Below are 18,462 nucleotides of genomic sequence, written 5' to 3'. Positions count from 1 at the left end.
CGGGCTTTGTGACTTTAATCAATAAGCCCGCGCTGCCGAAGCCGCACTGTGATGCAGGTCGTTCCGCGAGGCCACCGACTTCACTACCTGCCCTGCACTGGAGCCCCCCCCATGCTGACCAACCCGCACACTGCCGCGCTCATCGCCGAGATGGATCAAGCGTCACCCGAAGAGCACTGGCTGGAGAAACTGCGCGACGGAACGCATGTGCTGATCCGTCCGCTGTCGACCGACGATCACGCACGCCTGCTGCGCTTCTTCCAGCGTTTGTCGCCGCTGTCACTGCGCTTCCGTTTCCTGGGGGCGGTGACCCATGTCGACGAGCGCATCATCGACTCGCTGCTGAGCGTCCCGGGGGATATCAGCCGGGGTTATCTCGCCTTGATCCACCATGACGGCGAATTGCAGGTCATTGGCGTCAGCCGCTACAGGCAAGCCATGGATAGAGACGACTGCTGCGACTGCGCGGTCGCCGTCGCCGACCCCTGGCTACGCAAGGGGCTGGGGCATTTATTGCTGGGGCACCTGATTGACGCGGCCAGGCGCAACGGCTTCAGCGTGATGCGCTCGACGGATTTATCGACCGATTACCCGATTCATGGTTTGTATAAGCAGTCGGGTTTTACCTCGGTGTACCAGGGGCGTGATTTCGATCGCATTATTCATGAGTTGGCGCTGTGACCGGGGCGGCTCCCGGCGCATCAACCTGCTCAAGGTGGTAGCGCGATTGCACGAGGCGGCTGATCTGTTCCAACGCCACCGGGATGGATACCGCGTCGTCGTTTTCAATCAGGCGGGTTTTGTTGGCCAGGACATCGTCGCGAATCACCTCGCGGAACCAGTTGGAAAAATCCCCGGCCCTTCGATGTTCGCCAAACGCCCGAGCGTCCAGCTGCGCCAGCGCGGATAGAAACTCCGTCAGGTTGGACGCGTGCTTGCCCAGCGCGGGAAAGTAAAACGCGCGCCATGCGCCGACATTGCCGGCAGCGTATTTGCCGCTGTGGCGGTGATGCTTTTGATGCGGCTGCAACTGCTCCAGAAGCACAACCGCTTCACCATGATGAAGGTCCCAGAGGCATACCGGTTCAAGCCCCGGTGGGTGTGCCGGGAACGCGGGGCACGTTCGCTGCGTGTGATGGGCGAAGCGTTGGACCAATTCCCTCGCGGTGCTGCCCAGGGTCACCAGCATATCGACCCCTTCGAGCAACGCCGGGCAGACTTGGTCGAAGTCCAGGGCCACGATGATCGCCCCCATATTGGCGAGAAACCCCAAGGGCCACACCGCGCGCTGAGGCAGCATGTAGTGGGCTTCGTCCACGATCAGCCAGTAGGGTCGACCGGATGTGCTCCGTAGACGCTGGATAAACGGCAGCAGTTCGCCAAACAGTTGCACCCGGGCGGGCGGGTCCAGGGCGAGCGTGCTCACTACTACGTTGAGCCGGGCCTGTAACAGAAGGCGCAGTGATTCTTCTGTCGTGGGGGGCGTGGTGAGGCCGCCCACGGTAACCGCGTCCTCCAGGCACAGGTAATCGCCCTCGGGATCGATGATGCAGAAATCCTGGCGCGCCTGGACCATGCGTTCTGTCAGCCAGGTCACGTAGCTCGATTTGCCGGACCCCGAATTACCAATGATCAGCAACACCGAGCCTGGCGGTAGCCAGACCGGACGCTCATCGTCGGTCTGGCCCAACCGCAAGCCGATGCGTTCGATCTTGCCCAGCGCCGCGTCTTGTTGCAGCAGCCTTTCTATCAGCTCGCAGACACCCCGACCATGATCCTGTGTCAGGCAGATATCAGCGCGCGCCTTGATCGATTCAATGGCATTGCTCACCGCCGCCGCACAGCCGCAGAGTGCCAGAAACGCGTGGTCATTTTCAGCATCGCCCACCCCCACCACGTTCAGCTCGCAGATCCCCAGCCTCGACAACGCGGCACTCAGGCCCGAGGCTTTGTTCACACAGGACGGCAAGATCATGATCGCATCCTTGTTGAAACTGATCTGCAGCTCCAGGCCAAGCTCGCGGATGGTACTGATCACCGCCTCTTCGAACGGGTGCCAGGTGGCGACCACGGACCGGCCGACGGACAAGGGCGACACCCCCTTTTCGCGCAGGCGCCCCACCAGTTCGGTCGAGGCGGGATCTGCGATGAGTTCCTCGGTATCGGTAGTGGGGTCATACAAGAGCGCGCCATTTTCCGCGACGACCAGGTCGAACAGCGACAGTTGCGCAAAGTGGTGCTTGAGCGCTTGCAACTCGCGGCCGGTAATCAACAGCAGCTTGCGACCGCTGTGTTTCAGGGCGGCGAGTGAAGCACAGACTTCCGGTGGGACGCTGCCGTTTTCGGCAATAGTGCCGTCATAGTCGACCGCCAAGGCTAAGAAGTGCATGGGTGCTCCTTGAGGGGTTGACCTCGACGAAAACCGGCCGATTGGTGGGCCATCGCTCAGGGCGCGAACTTCACGTTCAGGGCCTATGGAGGGGTGGGCAAGGGTTCGGGTGCAGGTACTTTTCAAACCAATTGCCGGTCAACCTCGCCACGTCCGCCAGGGCGCCTGGTTCTTTGAACAGATGGGTGGCCCCTTTCACGACCTCCAGGTGTTGCGTGCAGTGCAACGCCCGGCAGGTCTGTTCATTCACGTGCAGGGTCACCGGGTCCTGCGCGCCGACCACTTGCAAGGTGGGCGCCCTGACCCGGCGCAACACCTGCGCCGCGAGATCGGTGCGCCCTCCTCGGCTGACAACCGCCTGTACCGTGGCCGCACGGGTGGCGGCGACCAAGACGGCGGCCGCGGCCGTACTGGCGCCGAACAACCCCAGGGCGAGCGGGCGTAACTCGGCATCGTGGGCAATCGCCTCGATGACCCTGGTCAGTCGATCGGCGAGCAAGGAAATGTCGAAGCGCAGCACGCCGGTCAGGTTATCCCAGCGTTGCTCGGTCCGCGTCAGCAGGTCGAGCATCAAGGTCCCCATGCCGTGGCGAGCCAGGTACTCCGCAATATAGTGGTTGCGCGGGTTGGAATGGCCCCCGCCGCTCCCATGCACCAGAATGACCAGGCGCTCGGTGCCTGGCGGCAATCGCAAATCACCTGCCAGCTCAAAGCCGGAAAAGTTGAACTTCCTGTATTGGAGCCCAGAGACCGTAACGCCAGCGGGAGAAGCCATTGGTTGAATACCTTCGTATGTAATCTTTTGGGGGGGCAAGGTACTTCAGACGTGGCTTCATCTTTGTTCTTTCATCAAGTCGATCACCCTGCCGACCTGGAGCCGCTGCGGGCTAACTTGCCTTTTTTTGGCAAGCGCTCCTTGATAAAAATCAAACCCGCGCCGATCGAGGGGCCAAATCAATTGACCAGGCCACGCAACAGCACGGGCAGCACGGCCGGCCAGTCTTGTGCCGAGAACCCCGGACCGAACTCGGCAATGGCCGCGCCGTGCAGCCACATGCCCGCCGCTGCCGCCGACAACGCCGGCATCCCCTGGGCCTGCAGGCCATGAATGATCGAGCGCGATACGACGCTGGCACCCGCCCGGTTCGAGGGTGTATTGCTGTTGATGATGGCTTGGCCATCCGGCGCAGCAATGACCGTGTCACCACCTTCAAGGATCACCACCCTTGAGCAGGACTGGGCAGCGGCTCGAGTGCGGGTCAGCGAGTCGCCTGAAAACGCGAATTTCTGTCGGAATTCGTCCTCGTCGAGGGGCAGCACGCCGGCGCATCGGGGGGCACGATCCTGGGTGGCGATGGGCGGCAAGTCGCTCAGCCACAACCGGGGATGGTTCTCATAGGTCTGGGGGACGAGGGTGTCGAGCACCGTTTCGGGGGTACCGATATCGGCAACGACGACATCGCCACACAGTGCCCGCCCAGGTTGCAACAGATGGCCCGGTTTCTTGCGAAAAAACGTCACGGTCAGCACGGCCGCGACCGCGCCCAGGCTTTCACCGGTATCGCCCATGACCCCGCTGGGTATATCAATCGCGATAATCGGAGCATTGCCACGGCCCGCGGCGGTCAGCGTCTCGAGGACCGGCCCTTGCAGGGCGCGGGCAAGGCCGGCGCCGAACACCGCGTCAACGATCAGTTCGGCCCCCTCGAGCACCGCTGGGCTCAGCGTGTGAACCGCGCCCTGCCAGCGTTGTGCGTGCTGCTTGGCTTCGCCCTTCAGGGCCGATGGATCGCCCCACATGGCCAGCGTCACCGGCCAGCCTGCCTCGGCCAGCCGATGCGCGGTGACAAAGCCATCCCCTCCGTTGTTGCCCGGCCCGCAGAGCACCACCAGCGGCCTGGGCGTCCAGCGGCGCTGGATTTCGCGCGCCACGGCCGCACCGGCATTGCTCATCAACGCGAAAGACGACACGCCAGCGACAACCGAGAGCCGGTCGGCTTCCGCCATCTGACTCACCGTCAGCAACACGCTCTGGCGCCGATCTCTGTCAAACATATGCATGCTTTTTCACGCTCTCAACGGCCACTGAAATCGATCACCACCCGCGCGGGGACATCGCCATGCTCAAGGCGCTCGAACACCTGGTTGATCGCAGACAACGGCTGCAGTTCAATGTCGGCCTTGACCTTGCCCGCGGCGGCGAACGCCAGCGCCTCCGCCATGTCCTGGCGATTGCCGACGAACGAGCCGCGCACCGTAATGCAGTTGGCGACCACGTCGAACAATGCCATGGGAAACTCGCCAGGGGGCAAGCCGACGAGCACGCAGGTCCCCAGTTTGCGGGTCATCGCGACGCCTTGCTTGAACGCGCCGAGCGAAGGCGCGGTAATGAGCACCCCATGGGCACCGCCCTGGGTGGCGGCAATGACCGCGGCCACCGGGTCCGCGCCTTTGGCGTTCACCACTGCGTCAGCCCCCAGTTGCGTGGCATGGGCCAGCTTGCGCTCGTCGATGTCGACGGCACACACCCGCAGCCCCATGGCCTTGGCGTACTGAACCGCGAGATGGCCCAGGCCGCCCACCCCGGAAATGACGATCCACTGCCCCGGGCGCACATCCGCCTCTTTGATGCCTTTGTAGGTGGTCACCCCGGCGCAAATGATCGGCGCGGCCTCACACGGTGTCAGGCCGGCGGGGATATGCGCCACATACTCAGGGTCTGCCAGTATGTATTCGGCAAAGCCACCGTTGCGCGTGTAGCCGCCAAACTCGGCCTGGGCGCAAACGGTTTCCCAGGCTTGCAGGCAGTATTCGCAATGGCCGCACGCCGAATACAGCCATGGCACCCCCACGCGCTCGCCCTTCTGTACGGCCGTCACGCCTTCGCCCAGCGCCACCACGATGCCGATGCCCTCGTGTCCAGGGGTAAAGGGTAAGGAAGGCTTGAGTGGCCAATCCCCCCGCGCCGCGTGCAGGTCGGTGTGACACACCCCGCAGGCTTCCACTTTAATCAGGATCATCCCCGGCCCCGGTACCGGAATATCCACCTGGCGCATGACCAATGGTTGTCCAAATGACTCGACGACGGCGGCTAACATCTTACTGTTCATCTCGCGACCCTCTTCCAGAGTGGTGTTTGCCGGCCCGGCGAGTGCCCGGCCAGCCCGAAAAGCCTTAACCCAAACCTCTGACCGCCTCGATCATCTTGACCAGGACAGCCTGTGCATCGCCGTACACCATGTTGCAGTTTTCTGCGTAAAACAGCGGGTTCTGAATACCCGCGTAGCCCTTGCCTTCCCCGCGCTTGACCACATACACGTGATGCGCCTTGTCCACGTCCAGGATCGGCATGCCATAGATGGGCGATGCCTTGTCATTGCGTGCCGCGGGGTTGACCACGTCGTTGGCGCCGATGACCAGCACCATATCGGTGTCGGGGAAGTCGGTATTGATGTCTTCGAGTTGGAAAATCAGGTCGTAGGGCACCCCCGCTTCTGCCAGTAACACGTCCATTTGCCCCGGCATGCGCCCCGCCACCGGGTGTACCGCGAAACGCACAAGGACACCGTGGGCCTGCAACAGCTTCACGAACTCATAGAGCTTTTGCTGGCCCTGGGCGACGGCCAAACCATAACCCGGCACGATGATGACTTTAGCGGCGTAGCGCATGGCGACCCCGGCATCACTGGCGGCGGTCGGCTTCAGCTCGCCCGTGATCACCGCGCCTTTGCGAACGGGCTGATCACCAAAACGGGCAAACAACACATGCGCCACCGTGCGATTCATGGCGTTGGCCATCAACAATGTAAGCAACACACCGGCGGCGCCCACCAGCATGCCCGCGATCATCATGGCCGGAACCTGCAACACAAACCCTTCGAGGCCGACCGCCAGGCCGGTAAAGGCATTGTAGATGGAGATCACCACCGGCATGTCGGCACCGCCGATGGGCAACGTCATCAACACGCCAAACAGCAACGCCCCCGCGAAGAACCCGGCGATCAACAAGGGTACATGGCCAGGCACGCCGTCTGCCGCCTGCATGGCGAGCATCAGCCAGCTGCCGGCAGCCAGGGTCAGCAGCATCACCGCCGCGTTGATCAGTTGCAGGCCCTTGAGGCGCAAGGGTTTATCGAGGCGACCATCGAGCTTGGCCCAGGCGATCAACGAACCCGATAGCGAAACCGCGCCGATCAGTGCGCCAAACAATGTGCCGGCCAAGGTGGGCAGGTCGAGCGCCCGCGCGCCGAACAGTTCCATGGCCGCGATGGCGGCGGCGGCGCCACCGCCCATACCGTTGTAGATCGCGACCATCTGCGGCATGGCGGTCATTGCCGCCTTGCGCCCACTCCACCAGGCAGCGCCACCGCCCAGCAACAAGGCCACCAGCGCCAGGCCGATGTTGGTGGGCAGATGCGGTCGTGCCGCCTCGCTCACGGAAAACACATAGAGGAAACTCACGATCACCGCGCCCGCCATGCCCCACCCGGCCACATGGATACCGCCGGGGGCCGTGACAGGCGACGACATGCGCCACAACCCGAAGATCAGTAAAAACGCGGCGAAGAAGTACACCAGCCCTATCAGCCATTGCGACGTCATCATCAACATGATCAAACCTCAGGCCTTCTCAGCCTTGCGGGTGGCGGAGTGATGGGCTTTGCGCCGCTTGGGCTCCGGCGCGCTGGTCTGGAACATGGCGAGCATCCGGCCGGTGACGGCGTACCCGCCCGCTGCATTCCCCGCCCCGAGCAGCACCGCGACGAACCCGGCCACTTGCTCTGGCAGTGTCGCGGCGTCGAGCAAGCCGATCAGGCCACCGATCACCACGATGCCGTGGATAAAGTTCGAGCCCGACATCAACGGCGTATGCAGGATCGCCGGGACCCGGCCAATGATGACCCAGCCGGCAAACGCGGCGAGCATGAAAATATACAGGCCGATAAAACCAACGTTGCTCATGAGGTTTTCTCCTTGGGCGCATCTGTCGGGCTCAGCGGTGGCATGAGTTTGCCGGCGTGGGTGAGCGCCGTTTGCGCCAGTAACGGATCGTCCCAATCAATGTGGATGACGTTGTTTTTCAACATCAGCGCCAAGAGGTTGAACTGGTTTTTCGCATACAGCAGGCTGGCGTCCTGGCTCAAGGACGAAGGCAGGTTCAACGGCGCCAACAGCGTGACCTGACCGACCTTGACGGTCTGGCCAGGGACGCAGCCCTCGCAGTTGCCCCCGCCTTCGGCGCCCAGGTCGACGATCACGGCGCCAGGCTTCATCCCGGCGAGCTGTGCGGCGCTGATCAGGCGTGGTGAAGGCCTCCCCGGTACGGCCGCCGTGGTAATCACCAGGTCTGCCCGTTGGATATGCTCAGTCAGCACGAGCGCGACCTGGTGTTTTTCCGCGTCACTCAACTCCCGTGCATAACCGCCTTTGCCCCGCGCATCGACCCCCACGTCGACAAAACTGGCGCCCAGGGAGCGCGCCTGCTCGGCGGTTTCCGGGCGCACGTCGTACCCTTCGACCACCGCGCCCAACCGATGCGCGGTGGCGATGGCCTCCAGCCCCGCGACACCCAGGCCCAGCACCAGCACCCGAGCAGGCCCGACGATGCCGGCCGCGGTGGTGACCTTTGGCAGTATGCGAGACAGATGCACCGACCCCAGTTGCACGGCGTAGTACCCCGACAATGCCGATTGGCTGGACAACGCGTCCATCGACTGGGCCCGCGTGGTCCGCGGCAGCCGCTCCATGGCAAAACACGTGATTTGGCGCTCCAGCAAGCGTTGCACCAGGGCCGGGTTGTTCTGCGCATACACAAAACACAGGAGCAGCGAGCCCGGCTTCATTTTGCCGACCACCTCCTGCGAAGGTGCCTGCACGGCGAGGACCACATCGGCCTCATGCAGCCACTGCCCGTTGCCGGAGACGAACACCACGTCCGTATAAGCCGCGTCGGGCAGGAAGCTCGCGTCCCCTGCCCCCGTTTGCATATGCAGCTTGGCGCCCAATGCACATAACTTCGCACACAGGCTCGGTACCAGGGCCACCCGCCGTTCGTGCGGGTGGGTTTCTTTCATCACAGCCACATTGACGTACATCGCGCGCTCCATGGGGGGGCGCCCGCCTGTGTGCGGGCGCCCGGGATAGGGACGGGATAAGGCTTCAGACCGGTGCCTGGGCCGACACGTAACGCACGAGTTTCTTATTGACGAACTGTTGGATGCCCATGTCGCCCAGTTCGCGGCCATAGCCCGAATCCTTGATACCGCCAAAGGGCAGTTCGGCATCGCTCCAACTGATGTTGTTGATAAACATCATGCCGGTCTCGATCCGGCTGGCCACCCGACGTCCCCGCTCCACATCACGGGTGAACACCGACCCGCCGAGGCCAAAGTCGGAATCGTTTGCCAGGGCGATCGCGGCTTCTTCGTCCTTGACGCGGAAAAACAGCGCCACGGGGCCGAAGAACTCGTCGCGGAATGCCGGATTGTCGGGGGCGATATCGGTAAGGATGGTCGGGGTCATGAATGAACCGGCGCGATCGATACGCCCGCCCCCCAGCAGCACCCGTGCCCCGTGGGCCGTCGCCGTGTGCACCTGGCCAAGTAACTGCAACAAGGCTGCTTCCGAAGACAGCGGGCCCAGGGTGGTGCTTTCCTCCATGGGGTCACCGGGTTTCAAGGCCGCAAGCCCGGCCTTGAAGCCTTCCAGGAAGGCATCGGCCATGGATTCGACGACAATGAAGCGTTTTGCCGCGCAGCAGGTCTGCCCGCAGTTATACATCCGCCCCCAGATCGCCCATTTGATCGCCAGGTCCAGGTCAGCGTCCTCAAGCACAATGAACGCATCGCTGCCCCCCAGCTCCATGGAGGACGGCTTCAGGTTCTGTCCCGCCCACGACGCCAGGCTGCGGCCAGCGGCGACACTCCCGGTCAATGCCACCCCACGCACACGCGGGTCGTCCACCACCTGCCTGGACTGCTCGTGGGATATCAGCAGGTTGGTATAGAGCCCCGCCGGTGCGCCGGCTTCGAGCAGGACCTGCTCAAAGGCAATCGCACATTGCGGCACACAACCGGCATGCTTGATCACCAGCACGTTACCGGCCATCAAGTGCGGGCCCGCCACGCGCGCCAACTGATAGAAGGGAAAGTTCCACGGTTCGACGCCGAAGACCACGCCGATGGGGCTGCTCTCCATATGCGCCTCGCCCGCACTCGGCTCCAGCGCCTGCGGCGCCAGGAAGCGCTCGGCGTTCTTGGCGTAGTACGCCATGATATCGGCGCTGAACTTGACTTCGCCGCGGGCCTCGTTGATTCGCTTGCCCATCTCCAATGTGATCTTACGGGCCAGGGTGTCGAAGCGCTGATGCATCAATTCAGCCGCTTTGGCGATGACCGAAGCGCGTTGGGCATACGTCTTGGTTTTCCACGTCGCGTAGCACTGCGCCGCGACGGCCAGTTTGCGCTCCAGTTGCTCAGCCGTCAGCGTATCGAATTGTGCGAGCAACTCGCCGTTGTATGGATTGATCGTCGTGTAAGCCATAACGGTTGCCTTCCCCTCAAATTGAGTCATTCAACGCAGAGCGCACGGCCTGCATCCGCCCTGCCCATAAGCCTGGATTACGATGGTCGCTATGGGGGCAGGTGACTAGCGTCGGAATCTACCCATAAGCCTTTATCAAGGGCTGCTGGCGGGTGATGGCCGAGCACCTTAACGGTGCCGGGGGCGCACTTCGGTGGTGCGCAGACGAGCGAGTTGACGTCTCGCACAGGCTGGTGTCGCGCTTCGTCTTTACGCGCTGTCGATTGGCGCCAGGCAGAAGGCCCTGGTAGAGGTGGGAGCTCGGAAAATACTTACATAGATCAATTAAAGCGTCGGACAAACCGCATAGGATTGCGCGGCAGGCAACGCACCATCGGGTCTTGTCAGGAGGGTTAGTCATGCACGTCAACCAATCCATGTCGGAGGACGCCTTACCGCACACGGTATCTGGGAGTGCACCGCCTGCGGCTCAACAACCCTTGGCCCTCAAGACCACGCCCAGCGTCGAACGCCTGCGCGGTATCGACCAGACACTTCGCCAGACAGCACAGTTGGTCTCACTGATCACGGGGCAGCTCGAGGCGAATGAGCTGAATCCGGCGACACCTGCCCAAGGGCTGCTTGAACAGTTGGATGCCACGGTGGAGCACTTGTTGAGCCGGTTCAACACCCCGCTCGACCTGCCCTCCTCCCTCACCGAGAGAGATCGGCACGATGCCGTGGACTTCCCCGTGCAAACCCTGTTCAAGGCACTGGCCCAAGACTGTTTACCGTTGGCCGTCGCCCGGCGCATCAAACTGCGGATCGTGCCGTGTTCGGCATGGGTCAGGAGCCTTCCCGAGGGCCTCAGGCAAGTACTGAGCAGCCTGATGTACAACCTCATGCACGCGAACCGCAACAGTCGCCTGACGCTGGGCGCCCGGCGCCATCGGCAATGGCTGAGCCTGGAACTGTGGTGTTCGGGCTGTGAAAGCCGCGAGGCCGCCTTGCGCATCGTGTCGATGCCTGTGCATGCGCCTTTCCTGCCGGATGCCTATGGCCGCGCGGGCGCGCTTTCAACCTATGAGTTGAGCGCAATGCTGGGGGCGCAGTTGCAGGTCCGGTACTCGCCCGGAAAAGCCACGCTCATTTCCATCAGCGTGCCGTCAGCGCGGTCGTCGGTACGCCCAAAAACCGCGATCAAACCGCCGATCACGGCGTCCCATCGGCTGTTGCTGGTTGTCGAGCCGCAGGCCCTGCTCCGCGAGATGCTGTGCTGCGGCTTAGGTTCGTTGGGCTATCAAACGGCTGCGGTCAGTGATGGTGCCGCCGCGTTGGCGTGGCTGGCACGCTCAGGTCTCCAGCCTGACCTGGTCTTGACCGAACATGCGCTGGCCCCCGCCATGGACGGTGTGCAGTTGGTGCAGCGACTGCGCGATCAATTCAACCGAACCACGCCGGCTATCGTACTGACCGCCGACACCCAGCGGCAGGTTGCCCACGCGGTCCTCGCCGCCGATTGCATGCTGCTGCGCAAACCCGTGAGCTTGAATACGCTGCGCGCAACCCTTGGTACCGCACTGAGCGCGGCAGCCACAGGCCATGCGCCAGGTGCCCTGCCGGCGTCTTCGGGCGCGGTGATCTACGTCGTGGACGAGGACGAGGCGTTGCGCAACAACTTGCGCAGGGTATTGGAGGCCCAAGGTTACCCCGTGCGTGACGCTGCTGGCGCCGAGCAGTTTTTCGAGCGCTATCCCGGCGATCAACGGGGCTGCCTGGTGATTGAAGCACGCCCCTCCGGCATCAGCGGGCTGGAGGTGGTTGGGCGTCTGAGGGCACGGGGGGACGAGTTGCCCATCATCATGATCAGTGGCAACAGCCGCGTCGCGGATGTTGTGGATGCGATGAAGGCCGGCGTGTGCGACTTCATCGAAAAGCCGTTCCGTTACCAGCAGCTATTGACCAGCCTGACAAACGCCTTGGCCAACCAAGCGGATACCCAGGGCTTCAAGGCGCTTCGCCAGGCCGCCATTGACCATATCAGTCACCTGACTCCCCGCCAGCGCCAAATCATGGAGATGGTCCTGGACGGCCACCCCAGCAAGAACATTGCGTTCGAGCTGGGTATCAGCCAAAGGACGGTTGAGAAGCATCGCGCGTCGATCATGAGCCGGACCGAAGCCAAATCGATTCCCGAACTGGCTCGCATCGCCCTGGCGGCCGGTGAAAAAGCCCTTTCAGCCGCGGGTCATGGTAAGGGGCTCACCCCGTGAGCATGATTTTCAGGCCCTGACAAATTCCCCTGTGGCGAGCGGGCTTACTGTGGTGAGCGGGCTTGTCTGTGGCTAGCGGGCTTGTTGTGGCGAGCGGGCTTGCCCCGCGTTGGGCTGCGCAGCAGCCCCAAAGCCAGGCACCGCGGTGCGTCAGTTAAAAAACCATGGCCGGTAATGGGGCCGCTTCGCGCCCCAACGCGGGGCAAGCCCGCTCGCCACAGACAAGCCCGCTCGCCGCGGAGGGAGATCCGCTGCCCCGTGAGTCAAGCCGCGCCACCTGGGCCATTCGTTTGTTGGGCGCTGGGCGCGACCACCAGGTTGTCGACAACCTTCTGCACCCCGGCCGTGCTCGAGGCCGTCAAACGCGCCATGTCGCGTTCGGGAAGCGACCCGACAACGCCCGAAAGCGTGACGTCCCCGCCGTCCACGCGCACATCGATACCGTGGGCGTCGATAATCGCTCTGCGGCGAAACGCTGATTCGATATCGGTCTTGATGGTTTGCGCAGAGGCATGGGTCTTGACCACGATATCGTTGCTGACCCCCTTGATCCCCGGCAGATAGCGCACTGCATAGCCTGCCGCCTGGCGCTGATGCTCCGAATCGACTTCACCGCTGAGTACCAGCCAGCCATCCGTCACACTGATGTTGACGCGGTGTTCCGCCAGCGAGGTGTTCCCTTGCAACGCTGAAGCGACCGCGGCGACCAGATCGCTGTCGGTACGCACATGGCTGGAAGGCAGAACCACGTCGATGCGGTTGATCAGGTCCACGACGCCAGCCACATGCGCCACAGCCTGTTCGGCGTGCCAGCGCTCGGCATGACTGGTGACATTGCCAGAGAGCGTGACGATACCATCGGACACCTGGACCAGAATCTGATCGGCTTTCAGCGCCAGGTCCCAGTTCAGTTCGTCGATCACCTGCTGCCTCAGCTTTTCATCGCTATTCATAAAAAAGCTCCGGAATGTTTGCAAACGTCTCAAGCCGCCCAAGCGTAGCGCGTTGCCACCCGCCCGAGCAGGTCGGAAAGTACCTATTCCAAGCACTACCCCGACGCCGCACGTACGTGCGCTAAGCGCTCAATTGACGCTCCACGGCGGGCAGTTCCACACAGTCCCGATACTCAGGTACCGACACCGACCAGCCCAGCTCCTGGCTGATGCGCCGGCGCAGCACATCCGAGGCGTTGGGTTCACCGTGGACGACATAGGTATGTTTCGGCGCGCGCTTGAAGCCGCGCAGCCATTGCATGATTTCATCGGCATCGGCGTGGGCAGAGAGGGTTTGCATGGGCACGACCTCTGCGCGGATCGGCACGTCCTGGCCATGGATACGAACCGACGGCGCGCCGGCGACAATCTGTGCGCCGCGTGTGCCACCGGCCTGGAAACCGGGAACCAACAGGGTGTTGAGCGGGTTGGGCGCCAGCGCCTTGAGGTGGTGCAGCACACGCCCACCGGTGGCCATGCCACTGGCGGCAATGATGATCGCCGGGGTGCGTTGCTGGTCCAGGTCAATCGACTGTTGCACGGAACACACGAAGTGCGTGCCATCGCACATGCCCTGGCACTCTTCCAGCGACAACCGATGCTCCGACCGAAAGCGCTGGTACAAACGCGTGACGTCCGTTGCCATCGGGCTATTGAGGTAGATCGGCAGGTCCGGGATCGCATGCCGTTGTTTCAAGCGATACAAGTGATACATCAGCAGTTGCGCGCGCCCGACGGCAAACGACGGTACCAGGGTGATACCGTGGCGCAGCGCGGTGCGGGTGATCACTTGCGCCAATTGTTCCTCGGGCGGCTCCACGGGGTGTTGACGATCGCCATAGGTCGATTCCACCAGCAGATAGTCGGTTTGCTCGATGGTTTGCGGGGCGAACATCAAGGGATCGTTCGGGCGACCCAGGTCACCGGAACACACCAGCGTGACGCCATCGGCAACGATTTCGATCGTCGCCGCACCAAGAATATGCCCGGCATCACGCAGCAGGATGCTCAAGCCTGGGGCAATCGCGACGCGGTGCTGCAGTTCGATCGGCCGCAGCAGTTTCAATGCCCGCTCGGCGTCCTGTTCGGTGTAGAGCGGCAAGGCCGGAGTGTGCTTGGAGAACCCGTGGCGGTTGGCGAACTCGGCCTCTTCTTCCTGCAAGCGGCCACTGTCGCGCAGCAGGATTTTGGCCAGTTCACAGGTGGCGGGCGTGGCGTATACGGGACCGCGATAGCCATTGCGTACCAGCAGCGGCAGGTAGCCGCTGTGGTCCAGGTGGGCATGTGTCAGCACGATAGCGTGCAGGTCGCGCGCCGGCAGCTGGAACGCATCCCAGTTGTGCAGGCGCAGTTGCTTGTAGCCCTGGAACAGGCCGCAATCGACCAGGATGTGCAGGTCTCGATGCTCCAGCAGGTATTTGCTGCCGGTGACCGTGCCAGCGGCCCCCAGAAATGTCATGCGCATGCTTGTCTCCTTGATCGTTTAAAAAATGGGCCGTTTCAATCAGACCGGGGCAGCGGCTTGACGATCATCAAACTGCAGGACGTGCGGTTCAGCACGCTTTCGGCGGTGCTGCCCAGCATCCGATCGAGCCGGTCGCGATAGACCGTGCCGAGCACGACCACATCGAAGGCATGCTGGCGGGCGAACTGGCTGATCACTTTGTGGGGCATGCCGCTGAGCACATGTTGGCGTTTTTTTTCGATGCCATGGCGTTCGGCAAGCTCATCAAAGGCTTCCGCCTGGGCGTCGTTGACGGCTTCGCTCAAACTGCTTTCCAGGCTGTGGGTAGGCACGCTCAGGGCCGTATCGCCCACCACCGTCCAGTTGCTGACATTCAACAGATGCAGTTGCGCTTCGCAGGCCCGCGCCCAGGTGGACGCCATTTCGACGACGCGCTCGTTCAGCCCGAAGGTCAGCTCTTCCAGGTGTGACAGATCAACGGCGGCGAGCACTTTCAACGGCTTTGGGCGCTTGGCGTTGGTCACCAGGTGCAGGCAGGCCGGGCAGTCGCGCAGCAACAGCCAATCCAGGGGGCGGTGGAAGGTGCGCTCGAGCGCCGAAACATGTTCCACATCCTTGACCACCAGGTCCGGGTGGAAGTCGTTCACGTAGTCCAGCACCTGCGACAGGCTTGGCTTGGCCCATACCACCTCACTGGTCATCTGCAACCCGGTGCGCCGCAGGAAACGTATCTGCTGTTCCAGCCAGTGACGGTGGACCTGCAGGTAGCCTTCCCTGGCCTGGGCCATCGCGTCATGGTCAAACACGCCAGCCAGCGCCAGCGGCGTGACATAGTCGAACGCCACAATATGCAGCAATGCCCCGCTGGCAGTGGCCAGTGCCTGAGCCCGATCAAAGGCAGGGGTGCGCGTCATCTCGGAGGGTGCGATCAATAAGATACGTTTGAGTTTGAGCATCACATACCTCAATCCGGGCCGGCGTTACCGCCTGACTGCCACTCAACTGCCTGTCGAGCCCCATGCCCCCTTCATCCAGATTGAAAAAGTCGTGGTTGAAGTATCAGACCCGGAAAGGTACGCACTCTGATTTTTGTCAAATAATGGCTGGCTTTCACGTAAACCGTGGATCGACCTGCGGCTCACTCACCCCTTGTTGATATAGCTCAATGATTTCCCGCGGCGCGGGCGTAGAAACCAGTGACTGGCCACTGACGGCCCGTCATGAGCCACGAACTGGACGGAGGACACCATCATGAGCGACTTGAGTTTGCGCAAAGCCATTTTGGAAGAGCTGGAGTTCCAACCACAGATCGATGCAGCCAACATCGGTGTTGCCGTGGAAAAAGGCGTAGTCACGCTGACCGGACATGTCAGCAGTTATGATCAAAAAGTCCGCGCCGAACGCGCGGTCAAAGCCGTCAAAGGCGTGCGCGCCGTCGCCGAGGAGATCCAGGTCCGGCTGAACAAAGGCGCCGGCACTGCGGACGACACCATCGCCGCCCGCGCCCTGAGCATCATCAGTTGGAGCGCCGACGTGCCTCCCAATGCCGTTAAAGTCATCGTTCAACACGGCTGGATCACCCTTGAAGGGGAAGTTGACTGGCAATACCAGAAGGAAACCGTAGAAAAAGCGGTGCGCAAGCTATCCGGCGTACTCGGCGTAGACAATCGGCTGACCCTGAGCCCCCGAGTGGACATCGTCGATATCCGCAAACGCATCGAAGAAGCGCTCAAGCGCAATGCCGAAGTGGACGCCAAGGATATTCACGTCAGGGTCGACGGTGATGTGGTCAGGCTCGACGGCAAGGTGCACCTGTGGCGTGAGCGCAAGCTCGTGGAGCGGGCGGCCTGGTCGGTGCCTGGCGTCAGGCGGGTGGAAGATCACTTGCTGCTTGCATGAGGTGAGGAATGCCCCAGGGTATCAACCGGGGCATTCAACGGTTGTGTCTGCTTTGCGTGCCTTTTTTTGAGTCAAGGTCATGAAAAAGAACCATCAATGGAACCTGTCTTACTTTCTGACCGCGTTTGTCGTGTTCACCGTTGCGCAGTTTCTGTGGATGGAACATCGGGTGGTGCAAAGCATCCCCTACAGTCAGTTTCTGCAATTGTTGAACGAGCAGAAAGTCAGCGACCTGCTGGTCGAAAAAGACCAGATCAGCGGCAAGCTGCAGGTACCGATCGATGGCCACAACCTGTTCTCCACCGTGCGGGTCGACCCCGCGCTGGCCGCGAACCTGGCGCAATCGGGGGCGAGCTTTACCGGGGTCAATGACAATACCTTTTTGAACGGCCTGCTGGGCTGGCTGCTGCCTTTTGTCCTGATCATGGTGGTCTGGCACTTCCTGTTTCGTGGCGTCGCGGAAAAACAGGGCCTTGGCGGGCTGATGAACATCGGCAAGTCGAGGGCCAAGGTGTTTGTCCAACGGGACACCGGGGTCACCTTCGCGGATGTCGCCGGCATCGACGAGGCCAAGGCCGAACTGGTGGAAATCGTCTCGTTCCTCAAGGACAAGGACAAGTACGCACGGTTGGGGGCGCATATTCCCAAAGGCACGCTGCTGGTCGGCCCGCCAGGCACCGGCAAGACCCTGGTGGCCAAGGCCATTGCGGGCGAGGCCGGGGTGCCGTTTTTCTCGATCTCGGGTTCGGAGTTCGTCGAAATGTTCGTAGGCGTCGGCGCCGCGCGGGTCCATGACCTGTTCGAACAGGCGCGGGGGGCCGCCCCCTGCATCATTTTCATCGATGAGCTGGATGCCTTGGGCAAGATGCGCGGCGTCGGGGTCCTGGGCGGCAATGACGAAAAAGAGCAGACCCTTAACCAGCTGTTGGCCGAACTGGACGGCTTCGACCCCCGTGAAGGCGTGGTGCTGCTGGCCGCGACCAATCGCCCGGAAGTGCTCGACCCGGCGCTGTTGCGCGCCGGCCGGATCGACCGCCAGGTCCTGATCGATCGACCCGACCGCAAAGGTCGACAGGCGATCCTCAAGGTCCACCTGCAAAAAATCACCGTGGACCCCGCGCTCGACAGCGAACAGATTGCCGACATCACCACCGGTTTCACCGGCGCCGACCTGGCCAACCTGGTCAACGAGGCGGCGATTGTGGCCACCCGCCGTGGCGCCAACACGGTCGGCCTGGAGGATTTCACCGCGGCCGTGGAACGTCTGGTCGCCGGCCTCGAACGCAAGAGCAGCGTGTTACGCCCGGAAGAACGCCAGGTCGTGGCCTACCACGAGATGGGCCATGCCCTGGCGGCGAGTCACCTGCCGGACATGGACCCGGTGCACAAGGTCTCCATCGTGCCGCGGGCCATTGGCTCCCTGGGCTACACCTTGCAACGCCCGACCGAAGACCACTTCCTGATCAGTTGCCAGATGCTCAAGGACCGCATGGTCGTACTGATGGCCGGGCGTGCCGCCGAGTTTCTGATTTACGCTCAGATCTCCACCGGGGCCGCCGATGACCTGGCCCACGCGACGGATATCGCCCGGCAGTTGGCGACCCGCTTCGGCATGAGTGCCGAACTGGGTCAAGCAGTGCTGGAGCGCCAGAATATGACGTACCTGGGTGAGCGCATGCAGGGCAGCGGCGAGAAGGATTATTCGGAGCAGACCGCCAGGGAAGTCGACCTGTGTATTCGTGCCCTGCTCGATGAAGCCTATGGGCGCGCCAAGGTCCTGCTCCAAGCGCACCGCGCCGACCTGGATGCCGGTGCGCACTTGTTGATGCAAAAGGAAAGCCTGACCCCGGAGGACTTCGCGCCGCTCATGCCGCAGCAGCAACGGGCACCGCTGAGCATCGGTTCCGACGCCCCCCACTGAGG

General features: G+C 62.5%; 15 protein-coding genes. 4 read left to right on the top strand and 11 right to left on the bottom strand.

The genetic code is table 11. From position 1 onward, the window contains the following. Positions 1-111: 111 nt before the first annotated feature. On the top strand, positions 112-681 hold the full coding sequence (locus A7317_RS14075) for a GNAT family N-acetyltransferase (RefSeq protein ID WP_069076092.1): 570 nt from the start codon (positions 112-114) through the stop codon (positions 679-681). Here A7317_RS14075 and A7317_RS14070 read toward each other — a convergent pair. The 8 genes from A7317_RS14070 to A7317_RS14035 form a co-directional block, all read right to left on the bottom strand. Then, positions 659-2,389, bottom strand: coding sequence for an HAD-IIB family hydrolase (locus A7317_RS14070; protein ID WP_069076091.1), 1,731 nt, complete (start codon positions 2,387-2,389; stop codon positions 659-661). The genes A7317_RS14075 and A7317_RS14070 overlap by 23 nt on opposite strands. 76 nt (positions 2,390-2,465) lie before the next feature. Continuing rightward, a complete protein-coding gene (locus A7317_RS14065) occupies positions 2,466-3,164 on the bottom strand; it encodes a dienelactone hydrolase family protein (protein WP_069076090.1) in 699 nt (232 codons plus the stop codon). A gap of 179 nt (positions 3,165-3,343) precedes the next feature. Further along, on the bottom strand, positions 3,344-4,444 hold the full coding sequence (locus A7317_RS14060; protein ID WP_155766401.1) for an NAD(P)H-hydrate epimerase: 1,101 nt from the start codon (positions 4,442-4,444) through the stop codon (positions 3,344-3,346). A 20-nt stretch (positions 4,445-4,464) separates the two neighbouring features. Then, the gene (gene adhP / locus A7317_RS14055; protein ID WP_069076088.1) at positions 4,465-5,499 is read right to left on the bottom strand and encodes an alcohol dehydrogenase AdhP; all 1,035 of its coding nucleotides are present in this window, start codon (positions 5,497-5,499) and stop codon (positions 4,465-4,467) included. Between the two features lie 64 nt (positions 5,500-5,563). Then, positions 5,564-7,000, bottom strand: a complete 1,437-nt coding sequence (locus A7317_RS14050; RefSeq protein ID WP_069076087.1) for an NAD(P)(+) transhydrogenase (Re/Si-specific) subunit beta — start codon at positions 6,998-7,000, stop codon at positions 5,564-5,566. Between the two features lie 9 nt (positions 7,001-7,009). Next, positions 7,010-7,351 carry an NAD(P) transhydrogenase subunit alpha gene (locus A7317_RS14045; protein ID WP_024075505.1) on the bottom strand — a complete coding sequence of 114 codons (342 nt, stop codon included), beginning with the start codon at positions 7,349-7,351 and terminating at the stop codon, positions 7,010-7,012. Next, positions 7,348-8,484: an NAD(P) transhydrogenase subunit alpha gene (locus tag A7317_RS14040; RefSeq protein ID WP_024075506.1), complete on the bottom strand. Its 1,137-nt coding sequence runs from the start codon at positions 8,482-8,484 to the stop codon at positions 7,348-7,350. Before A7317_RS14040 ends, A7317_RS14045 begins: the two co-directional genes overlap by 4 nt. A gap of 64 nt (positions 8,485-8,548) precedes the next feature. Beyond that, positions 8,549-9,931, bottom strand: a complete 1,383-nt coding sequence (locus A7317_RS14035) for an NAD-dependent succinate-semialdehyde dehydrogenase (protein ID WP_024075507.1) — start codon at positions 9,929-9,931, stop codon at positions 8,549-8,551. Between the two features lie 398 nt (positions 9,932-10,329). Here A7317_RS14035 and A7317_RS14030 point away from each other — a divergent pair, with 398 nt between their 5' ends. Beyond that, positions 10,330-12,183 carry a response regulator gene (locus A7317_RS14030; RefSeq protein WP_069076086.1) on the top strand — a complete coding sequence of 618 codons (1,854 nt, stop codon included), beginning with the start codon at positions 10,330-10,332 and terminating at the stop codon, positions 12,181-12,183. A 263-nt stretch (positions 12,184-12,446) separates the two neighbouring features. On the opposite strand, the gene A7317_RS14025 is transcribed toward A7317_RS14030, so the two are convergent. From A7317_RS14025 to A7317_RS14015, 3 genes are all read right to left on the bottom strand, one after another. Next, positions 12,447-13,136, bottom strand: a complete 690-nt coding sequence (locus A7317_RS14025) for a BON domain-containing protein (protein ID WP_069076085.1) — start codon at positions 13,134-13,136, stop codon at positions 12,447-12,449. A gap of 121 nt (positions 13,137-13,257) precedes the next feature. Beyond that, positions 13,258-14,640, bottom strand: coding sequence for an MBL fold metallo-hydrolase RNA specificity domain-containing protein (locus A7317_RS14020; protein WP_069076084.1), 1,383 nt, complete (start codon positions 14,638-14,640; stop codon positions 13,258-13,260). Positions 14,641-14,675: 35 nt separating this feature from the next. Then, positions 14,676-15,596 carry a universal stress protein gene (locus A7317_RS14015; protein WP_069076083.1) on the bottom strand — a complete coding sequence of 307 codons (921 nt, stop codon included), beginning with the start codon at positions 15,594-15,596 and terminating at the stop codon, positions 14,676-14,678. Between the two features lie 295 nt (positions 15,597-15,891). On the opposite strand from A7317_RS14015, the gene A7317_RS14010 reads away from it, so the two are divergent. Further along, positions 15,892-16,539, top strand: a complete 648-nt coding sequence (locus A7317_RS14010) for a BON domain-containing protein (RefSeq protein WP_024075512.1) — start codon at positions 15,892-15,894, stop codon at positions 16,537-16,539. A 79-nt stretch (positions 16,540-16,618) separates the two neighbouring features. Further along, on the top strand, positions 16,619-18,460 hold the full coding sequence (ftsH, locus tag A7317_RS14005) for an ATP-dependent zinc metalloprotease FtsH (protein ID WP_069076082.1): 1,842 nt from the start codon (positions 16,619-16,621) through the stop codon (positions 18,458-18,460). Positions 18,461-18,462: the final 2 nt, after the last annotated feature.

Source organism: Pseudomonas fluorescens (assembly GCF_001708445.1).
GTDB lineage: Bacteria > Pseudomonadota > Gammaproteobacteria > Pseudomonadales > Pseudomonadaceae > Aquipseudomonas > Aquipseudomonas gorinensis.
The sequence above is the reverse complement of the archived record's forward strand: the minus strand, read 5'-3'. Positions and strand labels throughout refer to the sequence as shown.

Excerpts from the sequence above, each read along its gene's own strand:
- A7317_RS14035 (WP_024075507.1), bottom strand. The coding sequence starts at position 9,931 with ATGGCTTACACGACGATCAATCCATACAACGGCGAGTTGCTCGCACAA.
- A7317_RS14075 (WP_069076092.1), top strand. The coding sequence starts at position 112 with ATGCTGACCAACCCGCACACTGCCGCGCTCATCGCCGAGATGGATCAA.
- A7317_RS14060 (WP_155766401.1), bottom strand. The coding sequence starts at position 4,444 with ATGTTTGACAGAGATCGGCGCCAGAGCGTGTTGCTGACGGTGAGTCAG.
- A7317_RS14020 (WP_069076084.1), bottom strand. The coding sequence starts at position 14,640 with ATGCGCATGACATTTCTGGGGGCCGCTGGCACGGTCACCGGCAGCAAA.
- ftsH (WP_069076082.1), top strand. The coding sequence starts at position 16,619 with ATGAAAAAGAACCATCAATGGAACCTGTCTTACTTTCTGACCGCGTTT.
- A7317_RS14050 (WP_069076087.1), bottom strand. The coding sequence starts at position 7,000 with ATGTTGATGATGACGTCGCAATGGCTGATAGGGCTGGTGTACTTCTTC.
- adhP (WP_069076088.1), bottom strand. The coding sequence starts at position 5,499 with ATGAACAGTAAGATGTTAGCCGCCGTCGTCGAGTCATTTGGACAACCA.
- A7317_RS14015 (WP_069076083.1), bottom strand. The coding sequence starts at position 15,596 with ATGCTCAAACTCAAACGTATCTTATTGATCGCACCCTCCGAGATGACG.
- A7317_RS14065 (WP_069076090.1), bottom strand. The coding sequence starts at position 3,164 with ATGGCTTCTCCCGCTGGCGTTACGGTCTCTGGGCTCCAATACAGGAAG.
- A7317_RS14040 (WP_024075506.1), bottom strand. The coding sequence starts at position 8,484 with ATGTACGTCAATGTGGCTGTGATGAAAGAAACCCACCCGCACGAACGG.
- A7317_RS14070 (WP_069076091.1), bottom strand. The coding sequence starts at position 2,389 with ATGCACTTCTTAGCCTTGGCGGTCGACTATGACGGCACTATTGCCGAA.
- A7317_RS14010 (WP_024075512.1), top strand. The coding sequence starts at position 15,892 with ATGAGCGACTTGAGTTTGCGCAAAGCCATTTTGGAAGAGCTGGAGTTC.
- A7317_RS14045 (WP_024075505.1), bottom strand. The coding sequence starts at position 7,351 with ATGAGCAACGTTGGTTTTATCGGCCTGTATATTTTCATGCTCGCCGCG.
- A7317_RS14025 (WP_069076085.1), bottom strand. The coding sequence starts at position 13,136 with ATGAATAGCGATGAAAAGCTGAGGCAGCAGGTGATCGACGAACTGAAC.
- A7317_RS14030 (WP_069076086.1), top strand. The coding sequence starts at position 10,330 with ATGCACGTCAACCAATCCATGTCGGAGGACGCCTTACCGCACACGGTA.